The 14,432-nt window shown below is 62.1% G+C and carries 12 protein-coding genes; all 12 read right to left on the bottom strand.

Annotated features, from left to right (window positions below):
• Positions 1 to 34 precede the first annotated feature (34 nt).
• The 12 genes from ACZ5BO_RS04145 to ACZ5BO_RS04090 all read right to left on the bottom strand — a co-directional run bounded on the left by ACZ5BO_RS04145 (position 35) and on the right by ACZ5BO_RS04090 (position 14,373).
• Entirely contained in the window at positions 35 to 1,969 is a 1,935-nt protein-coding gene (locus ACZ5BO_RS04145; protein ID WP_464698384.1) for a methyl-accepting chemotaxis protein, read from the bottom strand.
• Positions 1,970 to 2,107: 138 nt separating this feature from the next.
• Positions 2,108 to 3,400, bottom strand: coding sequence for an adenylosuccinate synthase (locus tag ACZ5BO_RS04140; RefSeq protein WP_025130473.1), 1,293 nt, complete (start codon positions 3,398 to 3,400; stop codon positions 2,108 to 2,110).
• Between the two features lie 54 nt (positions 3,401 to 3,454).
• On the bottom strand, positions 3,455 to 4,642 hold the full coding sequence (locus ACZ5BO_RS04135) for an ATP phosphoribosyltransferase regulatory subunit (protein ID WP_025130472.1): 1,188 nt from the start codon (positions 4,640 to 4,642) through the stop codon (positions 3,455 to 3,457).
• A gap of 291 nt (positions 4,643 to 4,933) precedes the next feature.
• Entirely contained in the window at positions 4,934 to 5,803 is an 870-nt protein-coding gene (hflC, locus tag ACZ5BO_RS04130) for a protease modulator HflC (RefSeq protein ID WP_025130471.1), read from the bottom strand.
• Positions 5,803 to 6,981 carry an FtsH protease activity modulator HflK gene (gene hflK, locus ACZ5BO_RS04125; RefSeq protein WP_025130470.1) on the bottom strand — a complete coding sequence of 393 codons (1,179 nt, stop codon included), beginning with the start codon at positions 6,979 to 6,981 and terminating at the stop codon, positions 5,803 to 5,805. Before hflK ends, hflC begins: the two co-directional genes overlap by 1 nt.
• Positions 6,982 to 7,077: 96 nt before the next feature.
• Positions 7,078 to 8,379, bottom strand: coding sequence for a ribosome rescue GTPase HflX (hflX, locus tag ACZ5BO_RS04120; RefSeq protein ID WP_025130469.1), 1,302 nt, complete (start codon positions 8,377 to 8,379; stop codon positions 7,078 to 7,080).
• 12 nt (positions 8,380 to 8,391) lie between these two features.
• A complete protein-coding gene (gene hfq / locus ACZ5BO_RS04115) occupies positions 8,392 to 8,652 on the bottom strand; it encodes an RNA chaperone Hfq (protein ID WP_007921378.1) in 261 nt (86 codons plus the stop codon).
• A gap of 93 nt (positions 8,653 to 8,745) precedes the next feature.
• The gene (gene miaA / locus ACZ5BO_RS04110; protein WP_464698378.1) at positions 8,746 to 9,717 is read right to left on the bottom strand and encodes a tRNA (adenosine(37)-N6)-dimethylallyltransferase MiaA; all 972 of its coding nucleotides are present in this window, start codon (positions 9,715 to 9,717) and stop codon (positions 8,746 to 8,748) included.
• On the bottom strand, positions 9,717 to 11,627 hold the full coding sequence (mutL, locus tag ACZ5BO_RS04105) for a DNA mismatch repair endonuclease MutL (RefSeq protein WP_464698376.1): 1,911 nt from the start codon (positions 11,625 to 11,627) through the stop codon (positions 9,717 to 9,719). Before mutL ends, miaA begins: the two co-directional genes overlap by 1 nt.
• Positions 11,624 to 13,051, bottom strand: a complete 1,428-nt coding sequence (locus tag ACZ5BO_RS04100) for an N-acetylmuramoyl-L-alanine amidase (protein WP_218188939.1) — start codon at positions 13,049 to 13,051, stop codon at positions 11,624 to 11,626. The genes mutL and ACZ5BO_RS04100 overlap by 4 nt, the downstream gene beginning before the upstream one ends.
• A 3-nt stretch (positions 13,052 to 13,054) precedes the next feature.
• Positions 13,055 to 13,525 (bottom strand): tRNA (adenosine(37)-N6)-threonylcarbamoyltransferase complex ATPase subunit type 1 TsaE, encoded by a 471-nt coding sequence (tsaE, locus tag ACZ5BO_RS04095; protein ID WP_025130465.1) that lies wholly within the window; start codon positions 13,523 to 13,525, stop codon positions 13,055 to 13,057.
• On the bottom strand, positions 13,513 to 14,373 hold the full coding sequence (locus ACZ5BO_RS04090; RefSeq protein WP_464698373.1) for an NAD(P)H-hydrate dehydratase: 861 nt from the start codon (positions 14,371 to 14,373) through the stop codon (positions 13,513 to 13,515). The genes tsaE and ACZ5BO_RS04090 overlap by 13 nt, the downstream gene beginning before the upstream one ends.
• Between the last annotated feature and the right edge of the window lie 59 nt (positions 14,374 to 14,432).

Below are 14,432 nucleotides of genomic sequence, written 5' to 3'. Positions count from 1 at the left end.
CATCACTGGCAGGAAGCAAGTTGCCAGCCAAGCCTCAGGCACGGAATTGTCCCAGGCTGGCCTTGAGCTGGGCCGCCAGACCATCCAGCACCTTGCCACTGGCAGTAGTCTCCACCACCGCCTGAGCTGCCCGCTCGGCCTGGGCATGGATGGTTTCCACCCGCCCGCGCACTGCCTGCGCGCCCTGGGCCTGATGCGCCGCAGCTTGGGTAGCCAGGCCAATGGCGGTGTGCACCTGCTCCACCGAAGACTGCACCGACTGCTGCAGGCGGGCACTGTCACGCAGTACCAGCAAGCCTTCACTGGCCTGACGCCCAGCCTGACCAATGGCCGCTACCGCCTCCCGCGCGCCTTGCTGCAGGGCGCCGATGTGAGCCTGGATATCGCCAGTGGAGCTCTGGGTCTTGCTGGCAAGGGCCCGCACCTCATCCGCCACCACGGCAAACCCACGCCCGGTCTCGCCCGCACGGGCCGCCTCGATCGCTGCATTCAACGCCAGCAGATTGGTCTGCTCGGCAATGCCATGGATCACCGTCAGCACCACCTCGATCTGCTCGCTCTGCTGAGCCAGTCGCTCGATCACCTTGGCCCCGGTGTCCACCTGGCCGGCCAGGGCTTCGATCAGGCTGCCAACCTGCTCAGAGGTCCGCGTGGTTTCATCAGTGGCCTGGCGGATCTCCACCACCTGCTGCAGCGCTGCCTGCATGGCCTGGCTTTCCGCCTGGGCCTCATCGGCCATTTGCGACAGTGCCCGCAAGCTTTCAGCCACCTCGTCACGCTGAGCTTCGGCTGCCGCATCGGCTCCGGCATTACGCAAGCTCATGGCACCAATCTCGACCCCGGTACGCTGCGCCACATCACCCGCCTCACGCACAATGGGCTGCAACTTATCCACAAAGCGGTTCACCGCCGAAGCCATATCGCCGATTTCATCATTGCTGTTGAGTGGCACCCGCTTGGTCAGGTCACCCTCGCCTGCCGCCAGATCATTGAGGGCGCTGATCAGCAGATGCAGCTTGTTTACCACGCGCCGGCCCAGCACCACGGCCAGCAGCAACAGCAAGGCCAGGCCCACCAGCGCCAGGCCCACGCCAATCTGCCAGCGCAAGGTGGCTGCTGCCTCCTGCACGGTGCTGGCGGTGTTGATCTGCATTTGTGCTGCAGTGCCCTGGGCCGACTGCAGGCGCGCGCGCATCGCCGCCGAACTGTCGGCAGAGGCTCCCTTGAGGCTGTCGCCTACCAACTGATCACTGCTGGCAATCAACGCCCCGAAGCGCTGATCGAGCGCGGCGATATCGGCCTCCACCGATGCCGTAGACACGCCCATCAGCACCTTGCCGATCTCCACCCCATTGGGATTGATCGACGCCTCGAGGTAGTAGACCGAAGGATCGTTCTTCGCCGCGTCCAGAACCTTGTCCAGGGCCCGATCGCCCTTGCCCTTTTCCAGCAGGGCCTTGTTGATCGAGTTTTCCCGGTTCAGGTAACGAGTCAGGTGCTCGCCCGCAGCATCGTCATAGACCACGAACAACACATTGGGATTACGCTGGGCACGCCGTGCGAACTCGGACAGGGTGGGCACATCGCTGTCCCACATGGCGCGAGGCGCTACGGAAGCCAGCAATTGGGCCATGTCATTGGCGGAGTCTTTCAGGTCCTTCTCCAAAGCCGCCCGCAACTGGACCTGTTCTTCCTTGAGCCGCGAAGATAGGCCAGCCGTAAGGCGCTGGCGGGTGCTGCTGGACAGGCTTTCGAGACTGGAGGTGACCTCCTTGCCCGCCTGCTCGAGCTCGCCAGCCAGTTTCTGGCTGTCCACCCCCAGGCGAGAGGCCAGATCAGCCTCCAGGGCCGTTACCGTGCTCCGAGTCAGGGCAACGGCTACCAGCACTTGCACCAAAAGGGCGATACCGAGAGTAACGAACACAGGCCGCAATAAACGGCTTTGTAACAGTGAGAGAACGGCCGACACAGGAAATCCCTCTACTTTTGACGCCATTATTCTGATGGCACTCTAGAAGCAAATTTCACAGCAAGGGTCGTGCCGTACGGCAGGCAGAAACGACAAAGGGCCCATAAGGGGCCCTTTGTTTTTTACATCAACGGCTTATCAAGCAAACGGATGGCGCAGAACGATGGTTTCGTTGCGGTCCGGGCCTGTCGAAATAATGTCGATCGGCGCGCCGACCAACTCTTCGATGCGCTTGATGTAGGCCTGGGCGGCGGCAGGCAGCTCTTGCAGGGTCTTGGCACCCAGGGTCGACTCGCTCCAGCCCGGCATCTGCTCGTACACCGGCTCCAGGCCGATGTAGCTGTCAGCGTCGGTCGGTGCGTCGATGACTGCACCATCCTGGTTCTTGTAGCCGACACAGATGTTGATGGTTTCCAGGCCATCCAGCACGTCCAGCTTGGTCAGGCACAGGCCCGAGATGCTGTTGACATCGATGGCGCGACGCAGGATCACGGCGTCGAACCAGCCGCAACGACGGGCACGGCCGGTGGTGGCACCGAACTCATGGCCGCGCTTGGCCAGGAAAGCACCGATGTCATCGAACAGTTCAGTCGGGAACGGACCCGAGCCCACGCGGGTGGTGTAGGCCTTGGTGATGCCCAGGATGTAGTCCAGGTACATCGGACCCACGCCCGAACCAGTGGCGATGCCGCCAGCGGTGGTGTTGGAGCTGGTGACGTACGGGTAGGTACCGTGGTCGATGTCCAGCAGCGAGCCCTGGGCACCTTCGAACATGATGTCCTTGCCGGCGCGGCGCAGCTGGTGCAGCTCAGCGGTAACGTCGAGCATCATCGGCTTGAGCAGCTCGGCGTATTCCATGCACTCGTCCAGGGTCTTCTGGAAGTCGATGGCCGGCTCTTTGTAGTAATTCACCAGGACGAAGTTGTGGTAGTCCAGCAACTCGCCCAGCTTGGCGGCGAAACGCTCACGGTGGAACAGATCGCCGATGCGCAGGCCACGGCGCGCCACTTTATCTTCGTAAGCCGGGCCGATACCGCGACCGGTGGTACCGATCTTCTGTTCGCCACGGGCTTTCTCGCGAGCCTGATCCAGGGCCACGTGATAGGACAGGATCAGCGGGCAGGACGGGCTGATACGCAGGCGCTCGCGCACCGGTACGCCTTTCTCTTCCAGCTTGACGATTTCACGCATCAAGGCATCCGGTGCTACCACCACGCCGTTGCCGATCAAGCACTGCACGCCTTCGCGCAGCACGCCGGACGGGATCAGGTGCAGGACGGTCTTCTCACCGTCGATCACCAGTGTGTGGCCAGCGTTGTGGCCACCTTGGTAGCGCACTACGGCGGCGGCATGTTCGGTCAGCAGATCAACGATCTTGCCTTTGCCCTCATCACCCCACTGGGTGCCCAGGACTACGACATTCTTACCCATAACACTTGTCCTCATTCGCGCAAACTTGGTGCCGGCAGCCGCCGGCAGGAAAACTCAAGAAGCCAGCGGCAATACTTGCCAAAGCCCATTCTGCTGAATCAATTGCCGGTCGCAGTCCGCCTCACGGGCAGCGGCCAATGGCTGTCCAGGCAGGGCCTGAACCACACGCTGACCCTCACTGCGCAACTGGCAGACGGTCTGCCAGAGTGCCGCGTCAGTGTTGTCTGGCATCCAGATACCGCCAGACGGTAGCTCGACTTCAGCACGCCCCAGGGTCACCAGGGTTTTCAAATCGGTGGAAAAGCCGGTGGCTGGACGGGCGCGCCCGAAGTCCGCACCGATGTCATCGTAGCGACCGCCCTGGGCGATGGATTGCCCCATGCCCGGCACGAACACCGCGAACACCACACCGGTGTGGTAGTGGTAGCCGCGCAGCTCGCCCAGGTCGAAATACAGCGGCAACTCCGGGAAGCGCACCGACAAGCGCTCGGCGATCGTCAGCAATTCATCCAGGGCCAGCAACACCGAGGTCGGAGCACCCGCCAGGCGGCGACGGGCGTCACCCAGCACTTCGCGACTGCCACACAGGTCCACCAGGGAGCGCAGCATGTCAGCCAGATCCGCCGGCAGCCCTGCGGTCAGGCTGATGACTTCATCGATCGCCTTGCGCTGCAGGGCGTCGAACAACTGTTGCTCCACAGCACCGGACAAGCCGGCTGCCTGGGCCAGGCCACGGTAGATACCCACGTGCCCCAGATCCATGTGCACATCCGGCACATCGGCCAGTTGCAGCATCGCCAGCATCAGGCTGATCACTTCAACGTCGCTGCTCGGGCTGGCATCGCCGTACAACTCGGCACCCAGTTGGATCGGGCTGCGCGAGGACGACAAGGCCCGCGGCTGAGCATGCAGCACACTGCCGGCGTAGCACAGGCGGCTCGGCCCTTCACGGCGCAGGGTGTGGGCGTCGATCCGCGCCACCTGCGGCGTGATGTCGGCCCGAAAGCCCATCTGCCGGCCCGACTGCGGGTCGATGACCTTGAAGGTACGCAGATCCAGGTCCTGGCCGGCGCCTGTCAGCAGGGATTCCAGGTATTCGATATGGGGAGTGACGACAAACTCGTAACCCCAACTCTGAAACAGATCCAACACCTGACGACGCGCCACTTCGATGCGCGCCGCTTCCGGCGGCAATACTTCTTCGATGCCATCTGGCAGCAGCCAGCGGTCTACCGTTGCCATTACGCCATTCCCCTATGGTCCGGGCGGCAAGCCTGGGGCCAGCCTTAGAGTGAAGCAGAAAACAGTCGCATCCGACGCGAGCTCAGCCGGACAGGCAGCCAGGAATCAGCTGTACAGACCATTTTCCTCGAAAAATCTCGCCGGACTCTTGAACGAGCCACGGCCAATCAAAGATGCAGACGCAAAAAAGCCGGGAATTTCCCGGCTGCCGCATCATACACCCGTTTTCCCAAAGGATCACCCCGCGAGGCGTTTTAGCCGCCCAGCGGGGTGCCCAGGGTCAGGGCCTGATCAAGGCTTGGACTTTTCCAGGTAATGGAAGAAGTCGCTGCTTGGGTCCAGGACCATGACGTCGGTTTTGTTCGCGAAGCTTTCACGATAGGCACGCAGGCTACGGTAGAACGCGTAGAACTCCTGATCCTGGCCGTAGGCCTTGGCATAGATCGCCGCAGCCTGGGCATCACCATCACCGCGGGCCTCTTCAGACTCGCGATAAGCTTCTGCCAGCAACACGCGACGCTGGCGATCGGCGTCGGCACGGATGCCTTCCGCCAACTCGTTACCCTTGGCCCGGTGCTCGCGAGCCTCACGCTCACGCTCGGTGCTCATGCGTTCGAACACGCTGCGGTTCACTTCCTTCGGCAGGTCGATGGCCTTGACCCGGACGTCGACGACTTCGATGCCCAGTTCCTTTTCCGCCATCTTGTTCAGCGATGCAGTGATGTCAGCCATCAGCGCGTCACGTTCACCGGAAACCACTTCGTGCAGGGTGCGCTTACCAAACTGGTCACGCAGGCCCGATTCCAGACGACGGGAAAGACGCTCGTCGGCAATCTGCTTGAGGCCGGAAGTCGCGGTATAGAAGCGCTCGGCATCTTTAACCCGCCACTTGGCGTAGGCATCGACCATCACGGCTTTCTTTTCCAGGGTCAGGAAGCGCTGTGTCGGTGCATCCAGGGTCATCAGGCGGGCGTCGAACTTACGCACCTGGTTGATGTAGGGCACTTTCCAGTGGGGGCCAGGCTGGACATCGGCCTGAACCACACGACCGAACTGCAGCAACACCGCGCGCTCGGTCTGAGCGACGATGTAGAAGCTGTTCCAGGCAACCACCGCCACGACAACGCCCACGATCAGGGCGATCAGCGATTTATTGCTCATCAGCGACTCTCCCTAGAACGCGTTTGCTGCTGTTGCTGCATATGATCAGCCGCCGCACGCGCATTCGCTTCATTGCTGGCCGCAGAAGCCGAGCCCGTTACCGGAGTGCCGGCGCCACGACCACTGTCGATCATCTTGTCCAGCGGCAGGTAGAGCAGGTTGTTCTGCCCACCTTTGCTGCCAGTCACCAATACCTTGCTGGTATTGCTGAAGACTTCCTGCATGGTGTCCAGGTACAAGCGCTGGCGAGTGACCTCGGGAGCCTTGCGGTACTCGGCGACCAGTTTGGTAAAGCGATCCGCCTCACCCTTGGCGCGGGAGACCACTTCATCGCGGTAACCGTTGGCATCCTCGAGGATACGCTGGGCTTGACCACGGGCTTCCGGCACAACGCCGTTGGCATAGGTTTCAGCCTGGTTGCGCGAACGCTGCTCATCTTCACGGGCACGGATCACGTCATCGAAGGCTTCCTGCACTTCACGCGGTGCCGCTGCGCTCTGTACGTTCACCTGAGTAACGGTGATGCCAGTGCGATAGTTGTCGAGGAACCGTTGCAGGCGCTCCTTGATCTCGCTGGCCATCAATTCACGACCCTCGGTCAGTACCTGGTCCATGGCGGTAGAACCCACCACGTGGCGCAGGGCACTGTCGGTCGCGTGCTGCAGGCTGATTTCCGGCTGATCGACGTTCAGCACGAAGTCCTGCAGGTTGCTGATCTTGTACTGCACGGTCAGCGGCACTTCGACGATGTTCTCGTCTTCGGTGAGCATCTGGCCCTGCTTGGTATAGGCACGCTCACGCGTGACGTTCTCCATGTACTTCTTGTCCATCGGCGGGAAGTAGATATTCAGACCCGGGCCAACGGTTTCGTAGTATTTGCCGAGGCGCAGCACCACGGCCTGCTCCTGCTCGTCGACTACATAAACCGCGCTGTACAGCCACACGGCCGCCAGCACGACAAGACCGATACCCAGCAAGCCGAAACCACCGCCCTTGCTGGAGCTACCGCCGTCATCACCACGTTTCTTACCACCACCGAACAACCCATTCAGGCTTTCCTGCAGCTTACGGAAGGCCTCGTCGAGATCTGGTGGCCCCTTGCGATCGCCATTATTGCGGCGCTTGCCACCCCAAGGGTCCTGATTATTCGAGTTGCCACCCGGCTCATTCCAAGCCATAGCGCTCTCCATCTGATAAAGCAAAGACGCACCCACGGCGCGCCGACCAATGCTACAGAATGCCTGCTACAGCGGCACAACCGCTTGCCCAGGCTTTTATTGCAAAGTGTGTTGCTCGATGAATTCCGACGGCTGCAGACCTTCGCGACTGACCAGCCGATTCAACTCGGCGCGTGGCAGGCGAACGGCCAGCAAACTGACGCCTTCGTCGTCGTGCTCTTCTTTCTGCACAGCGTTCAACTGGAAAAACTGTGCTCGCAGTCGAGCAAAACGCTGAGGCAAGCGCAAGGTGCCCACGAACAAATCTTCCCCCAGCAGCTCGGCGATGGCCTGCTTGAGCAGATCCAACCCCTGACCGTCACGAGCCGACAACCAGACCCGTTGCGGCTTGCCGTCTGGATCGCGCTGGATCTGCGGCTCCACGCCCTCGAGCAAATCGAGTTTGTTATAGACCTCCAGGATCGGCAAGTCTTGAGCCCCGATCTCCCCCAACACCACCATCACCTGCTCGATCTGGGCCATGCGCTCAGGCTCATGGGAGTCGATCACATGGAGCAGCAGGTCGGAGTTGCTCGACTCTTCGAGGGTCGCGCGAAATGCCTCTACCAGCTTATGCGGCAAGTGCCGGATAAAACCCACGGTATCTGCCAGCACAATCGGCCCCAGGTCATCCAGATCAAGCCGGCGCAAAGTCGGATCGAGCGTGGCGAACAACTGGTCGGCAGCGTAGACGTCGGATTCGGTCACCGCATTGAACAAGGTCGACTTGCCGGCGTTGGTGTATCCCACCAGCGATACGGTCGGAATGTCGGCGCGCTTGCGCCCTCGACGGGACTGCTCACGCTGGCTGCGAACCTTTTCCAGGCGCGCCTTGATCTGCCGCAGACGGACGCGCAACAGGCGCCGGTCGGTTTCCAGCTGGGTTTCACCCGGGCCGCGCAGACCGATACCGCCCTTCTGCCGCTCAAGGTGAGTCCAGCCACGAACCAGTCGCGTACTCATGTGCTCAAGCTGGGCCAGTTCGACCTGGAGCTTGCCTTCATGGGTGCGTGCGCGTTGAGCGAAGATATCGAGGATCAGACCCGTGCGATCAATCACGCGACACTCGAAGACTCGTTCGAGGTTGCGCTCCTGACTGGGCGTGAGGATGTGATTGAAAATCACCAGGTCTACCTGTTCGGCTTTGACCAGGTCGCGTAATTCCTCGACCTTGCCGCTGCCAACCAGGTATTTGGCGGTTGGCCGATGACGCGGCACGCTAACAAACGCAACGGTCTCGGCGCCAGCCGATAATGCCAGCTCCTGAAACTCCTGCGGATCTTCGCGCGCCTCAGGGTCCTGACCATCCAAGTGAACGAGAATGGCCCGTTCACCACCACCGTGGCGCTCAAAGAACAAAGGAGACTCCTATCAGGCGTTACCTGGCTCAGCGTCACCCTGTTCGGATTCGGATGCGCTAGGCAGGCGAATTGGGCGAACTGGAACCACTGTCGAGATAGCGTGCTTGTAAACCATCTGGCTGACGGTGTTTTTCAGCAGGATGACGAACTGGTCGAAAGACTCGATCGTACCTTGCAGCTTGATCCCGTTGACCAGATAGATGGAAACCCCAACCTTCTCTTTACGCAATGTATTCAAGTAAGGGTCTTGTAGCGAATGCCCTTTTGACATGTGCCGCACTCCTTTAAGGATCAATAATAAAAAATCAGAAAACAGATGGCCAAAGCCGTCACACCCCCAAGGATAGACGGCAATTGCAGGGACTCAGCTCAATATGGAGATCGTCCCTAAGTATTTCAAGGCGCGTGGCAGATTGTCGCAATCGAGGCTGTCCAACCATTGCAGGTCAGCCCAACTGCGTAACCAGGTGAACTGTCGTTTCGCCAACTGGCGCGTGGCAATAATGCCCCGTTCCTGCATTTCGGCTGACGTCAGCTTGCCATCCAGATGATCCCAGACTTGGCGATAACCCACTGCACGTATAGACGGCAACCCGGCATGCAGGTCACTTCTGGAACGCAGAGCTACGACCTCGTCAATGAATCCCTGTTCCAACATTTGTGTGAATCTTTGTGCAATACGCTGGTGAAGCACCTGGCGATTCGCCGGAGCGATGGCCAGATTGGCGACAGTATAGGGCAATTGACTGCGTCCCGATGCGCCTGCTTCAGCACTTTGCGCCAATTGACGCTGACGATGTGCGGTCATCGTCAGGCCACTGACCCGATAGACTTCCAGGGCCCGGCTCAAGCGCTGGGGATCATTGGGGTGGATCCTTGCCGCGGACTCGGGATCCACCGCCGCCAGTTGTTCATGGAGCGCTTGCCAGCCCAGGCGTGCCGCCTCTTCTTCGAGCTCGGCGCGCACCTGAGGGTCCGCTGCGGGCATGTCCGCCAGGCCTTCGAGCAACGCCTTGTAATACAGCATGGTTCCGCCCACCAGCAGCGGGATCTTGCCCCTGGCGGTGATATCGGCCATCGCCGCCAGGGCATCGTGACGAAAGTCCGCCGCCGAGTAGCTTTCAGCCGGGTCGAGGATGTCGATCAGGCGATGGGGAAATTCTGCCAGGAGCTCCCTGGAAGGCTTGGCGGTACCGATGTCCATCCCCCGGTAAACCAACGCCGAGTCGACACTGATCAACTCGCAAGGCAGTACCTTGGACAGCTCGATGGCCAGATCGGTCTTGCCCGCAGCGGTCGGGCCCATGAGGAAAATCGCTGGAGGAAGCTGAGTCATCAACGGCCGCGCAGAAAGAGTTTGTCCAGATCGTCCAGGCCCATCTGGGTCCAGGTCGGTCGACCGTGGTTGCATTGGCCGCTGCGCTCGGTGTTTTCCATGTCCCGCAGCAAGCCGTTCATTTCCGGCAAGGCCAGGCGCCGATTGGCACGGATCGCACCGTGGCAGGCCATGGTTCCCAGCAACTCATTGAGGTGAGCCTGGATCCGGTCGCTGGTGCCGTACTCCATCAGGTCCGCGAGCACGTCATGCACCAGTCGATTGGCCTCGGCCTGCTTCAACAGCGCCGGAATCTGCCGGATCGCCAGGGACTCTGGACCCAGGCGCTGCAACTCGAAGCCCAGACGCTGGAACCAGCTGGCGTGTTCTTCCGCACAATCGGCTTCGCGCTGGCTGACCGCAATCGACTCCGGCACCAGCAGTGGCTGGCCACTCAGGCCTTCGCTGGCCATCGCCACTTTCAGGCGCTCGTACATGATCCGTTCATGGGCCGCGTGCATGTCCACCAGCACCAGGCCATGGGCGTTCTCCGCGAGGATGTAGATCCCCTTGAGCTGAGCCAGGGCGTAACCCAAGGGGGGAATGTCCTCCTGCCCCTCTGGCAGGGCTGCAGTGGCGGCGCCAGGCAGCGGTGCAAAGAACTCGCGATAGGCGCCCTGGGCCTCCGCTGCCGGCAGCACCGGCTGGGGGCGGGGCGTGTACTGGTATTGATAGCCACTGCCGGCGCCACTGCCCGGCGCGCTGAAGCTTGGCTGAGACTGCGGCTGCTCCAGGGCCAGGTTGGCGGCCAGGCGCATCTCGCCCTGAGGCCCGAACTCTCCGGCCTCGATACCGGTTGGCCGCACGATGCCGGCAACCGCCGCCGGCGCTGCCAACTGGTCTTCGGGACGCACATCGCCCAAGGCACGGTGCAAGGTGCCATACAGGAAGTCATGCACCATGCGTCCATCACGAAAGCGCACTTCGTGCTTGGTCGGGTGCACGTTGACGTCGACCACCGACGGGTCGACCTCGAAAAACAGCACGAAGGTCGGGTGCCGGCCGTTGAACAACACATCGCGGTAAGCCTGGCGCACCGCATGCGCCACCAGCTTGTCACGCACGGCCCGGCCATTGACATAGAAGTACTGCAAGTCTGCCTGGCTGCGGGAGAAGGTCGGCAAACCTACCCAACCCCACAGGTGCAGGCCATTGCGCTCGACTTCGATGGGCAACGCCTGCTCCAGGAAGCCCGAGCCACAGATCGCCGCCACGCGCCGGGCCCGGGCCGCATCGTCCTTGGCCTCGTGCAAGCTGAGGATGCTCTTGCCGTTGTGACGCAGATGGAACGCCACGTCGAAACGGGCCAGCGCCAGGCGCTTGATCACTTCCTGCAGATGATCGAACTCGGTCTTCTCGGCCTTGAGGAACTTGCGTCGGGCCGGGGTGTTGAAAAACAGATCACGCACTTCCACCGAGGTGCCCACCGGGTGCGCCGCTGGCTGAACCCGCGGCGCCATGTCCCGGCCCTCGGTCTCCACCTGCCAGGCCTGCTCGGCATCCCGGGTACGAGAAGTCAGGGTCAGACGCGCCACCGAACTGATGGACGCCAGGGCCTCGCCGCGGAACCCCAGGCTCATCACCCGTTCAAGGTCTTCCAGGTCACGGATCTTGCTGGTGGCGTGGCGCGCCAGGGCCAGGGGCAAGTCATCGGAAGAGATGCCGCTGCCATCATCGCGGACCCGCAGCAGCTTGACCCCAGCCTGCTCGACATCCACATCGATACGCTTGGCGCCGGAATCCAGGCTGTTTTCCAGCAACTCCTTGATCACCGAAGCCGGGCGTTCGACTACCTCGCCCGCAGCGATCTGGTTGGCCAGGCGCGGGCTGAGCAGCTCGATGCGGGCGCCACTGATTAGCGAATCACTCATTCCTTGGCCGCCAGTTCTGTACCAGGGACGGTCAGGACCTGCCCCACTTTCAATTCATCGCTTTTCAGGTTGTTGGCGCTGCGCAAGGCCGCCGCCGAAACCTGATAGCGCACGGCGATCATGGCCAGGGTTTCGCCCGGACTGACCCGGTGGTCGCGCGGCCCCTGGGCGATCTTCCCGGAATCCCGCAGCCAGGCGATGTAGGTACCCGGTGGTGGATTCTGCTGGAAGAACTGCCGTACACCGCTGCTGATGGAGCGGGCCAGGGCCTGTTGATGGCTGGCAGTAGCCAGCTTCGAGGCTTCGTTGGAGTTGGAGATGAAGCCGGTTTCCACCAGGATCGATGGGATGTCCGGGGACTTGAGCACCATGAACCCGGCCTGCTCCACCCGCTGCTTGTGCAGCGGCGTGACCCGGCCGATGTTGTTCAGGACCTTCTGCCCGACATTCAGGCTGGAGGTCAGGGACGCAGTCATCGACAGGTCCAGCAGCACCCCGGCCAGCATCCGGTCCTTGTCATCGAGGCTGACATTGCCGGCACCGCCAATCAGGTCGGAACGGTTTTCACTGTCCGCCAGCCAGCGGGCGGTTTCGGAGGTCGCTCCGCGCTCGGACAAGGCAAACACCGAGGCCCCGAAAGCGGCGGTGGAAGGCGCGGCATCGGCGTGAATGGAAACGAAGAGGTCGGCGCCTTTCTTGCGGGCGATCTCGGTACGGCCGCGCAATGGAATGAAGTAGTCGCCGGTACGGGTCAGTTCGGCCCGGAAGCCCTTGAGGCCATTGACCTGGCGTTGCAGTTCCCGGGCAATGGCCAGCACCACATCTTTTTCATGCTGGCCGCGAGAACCGGAGGCACCTGGGTCTTCGCCACCGTGACCGGCGTCGATCACCACAATGATGTCGCGCTTGCCCGCAGGAGCCGGAGGCAGCTTGATCGCCGGTGCGGTCGGTGTGACAGGGACTGCCGGCACGGTCGCCACGGAAGGGGGTGGAGCGACTGGCGGCGCGGCATCGGCCGGGTTATCGAACAGGTCGACCACCAGGCGGTTGCCGTACTGGGCATTGGGGGCCAGGGTAAAACTCTTCGGCGTGACCGCTTTTTTCAGGTCGATGACCACCCGCAGGTCACTCGGGGTCCGCTGCGCCGAGCGCATGGCGGTAATCGGCGTGTTGGCCGTGGCGACATTCAGCGGACCGCCCAGAGTCGCGCCGTTGATGTCGATCACCAGGCGATCGGGGGCCGTCAGGGTGAAGACGCTGTGCTGAACCGGGCCGGACAGGTCGAACACCAGCCGCGTGTTATCCGGTGCCCGCCACAGGCGGACGCTGCGAACCTGTGTAGCGGCCACAGCATCGACGGCCAATGCCGTAAGCAACAGTCCTACGACAGCAACCAACGCGCGAATGCGCATACCTAACCCCATCAATTATTTGAATTCCAACGCCAAAGCGGCACACCAGGACTCGCCGCGCGAGCCTTGAGACAACAGATGTACAGAACGCCCATTGTTATGCGGGGTTATGGTAATGGTCAGGTCGGGCTTTGGCAAAAAGCCTGCACCACGCTGAGGCCACTCCAGAAGACACAGAGCATCACCCTCGAAGTAGTCGCGAATCCCCAGGAACTCCAGTTCCTCTGGGTCTACCAGACGATAGAGATCAAAGTGAAAGGCCCGCACCGAACCTATCTCGTAAGGCTCCACCAGGGTAAAGGTCGGGCTCTTGACCGCCCCTACATGCCCCAGCCCACGGATGATTCCCCGGGACAGGGTGGTTTTCCCCGCCCCCAGGTCGCCCTCGAGAAATATCACCCCTACCCCTTGGGTCACCCGAGCAATGCGCGTTCCAAATTCCACCATGGCCTGTTCATCGGCCAGATAAAGGGTTAACTCAGACACGGTGATTGCTCCTCCAACAACTGACGAATGGCTGGTATCAGATCACTGGCCGCCAGCCCACGGCCCAATTTCCCTTGCTGCTCACCGGCACTGGCATGCAGCCAGACCGCCAGGCAAGCGGCATCGAATGCCGGCAGCCCCTGGGCCAGCAGCGCACCGATCAACCCGGCAAGCACATCCCCCAACCCTGCCGTGGCCATTGCCGGATGCCCGGCATCACAACGGGCCAGGCGTCCGTCCGGGCTGGCGATCAGACTGCCGGCACCCTTGAGCACGGCCACAGCCGCAAACTTGCGGCTCAGCGCCAACGCCGCCGCGGGGCGATCGCCTTGCACTTCGCCGATCGACAGCCCCAGCAGGCGCGCCGCCTCCCCCGGGTGGGGCGTGATCACACTGGCGGTCGGCAGTTGCACCTCGCCCCCGGCCAACAGATTCAAGGCATCGGCATCCCAGACCTGGGGCAGTGACGCATTGGCCGCCGCCGACAGCAGGCTGCGGCCCCAGGCCCCCTGGCCCAGCCCGGGACCGACCACCACCACCGTGGCCCGCGCCAGCAAGCCCATCAGCTGATTGGCCGAATCGGTGCCCTGGGTCATGACTTCTGGCAAGCGTGCGCCAGCCGCCGCCACGTGTTCGTTGCGGGTAGCCAAGGACACCAGCCCTGCACCGCTGCGCAAGGCACTTTCTGCGGCCAGCAGAGCGGCGCCGGCAAAACCACGGTCGCCGCCTATCAGCAGCAGGTGGCCGAACTGTCCCTTGTGGGCATCCGGGGAACGCGCACTCAGACACGGCAAATGGCCAGCTGTCAGCAACTGAACGTCAGGTAATGGGTGTTTTGTCTGCGGCATGCGTCTTCGGGCTCCGATGTCTGGCAGAATTATACGCACCTCAGCCCCGGTTTCTCTCG

The sequence above is a fragment of the Pseudomonas sp. FFPRI_1 genome (assembly GCF_055384485.1).
The sequence above is the reverse complement of the archived record's forward strand: the minus strand, read 5'-3'. Positions and strand labels throughout refer to the sequence as shown.

Excerpts from the sequence above, each read along its gene's own strand:
- ACZ5BO_RS04140 (WP_025130473.1), bottom strand. The coding sequence starts at position 3,400 with ATGGGTAAGAATGTCGTAGTCCTGGGCACCCAGTGGGGTGATGAGGGC.
- ACZ5BO_RS04135 (WP_025130472.1), bottom strand. The coding sequence starts at position 4,642 with ATGGCAACGGTAGACCGCTGGCTGCTGCCAGATGGCATCGAAGAAGTA.
- hflC (WP_025130471.1), bottom strand. The coding sequence starts at position 5,803 with ATGAGCAATAAATCGCTGATCGCCCTGATCGTGGGCGTTGTCGTGGCG.
- hflK (WP_025130470.1), bottom strand. The coding sequence starts at position 6,981 with ATGGCTTGGAATGAGCCGGGTGGCAACTCGAATAATCAGGACCCTTGG.
- hfq (WP_007921378.1), bottom strand. The coding sequence starts at position 8,652 with ATGTCAAAAGGGCATTCGCTACAAGACCCTTACTTGAATACATTGCGT.
- miaA (WP_464698378.1), bottom strand. The coding sequence starts at position 9,717 with ATGACTCAGCTTCCTCCAGCGATTTTCCTCATGGGCCCGACCGCTGCG.
- mutL (WP_464698376.1), bottom strand. The coding sequence starts at position 11,627 with ATGAGTGATTCGCTAATCAGTGGCGCCCGCATCGAGCTGCTCAGCCCG.
- ACZ5BO_RS04100 (WP_218188939.1), bottom strand. The coding sequence starts at position 13,051 with ATGGGGTTAGGTATGCGCATTCGCGCGTTGGTTGCTGTCGTAGGACTG.
- ACZ5BO_RS04090 (WP_464698373.1), bottom strand. The coding sequence starts at position 14,373 with ATGCCGCAGACAAAACACCCATTACCTGACGTTCAGTTGCTGACAGCT.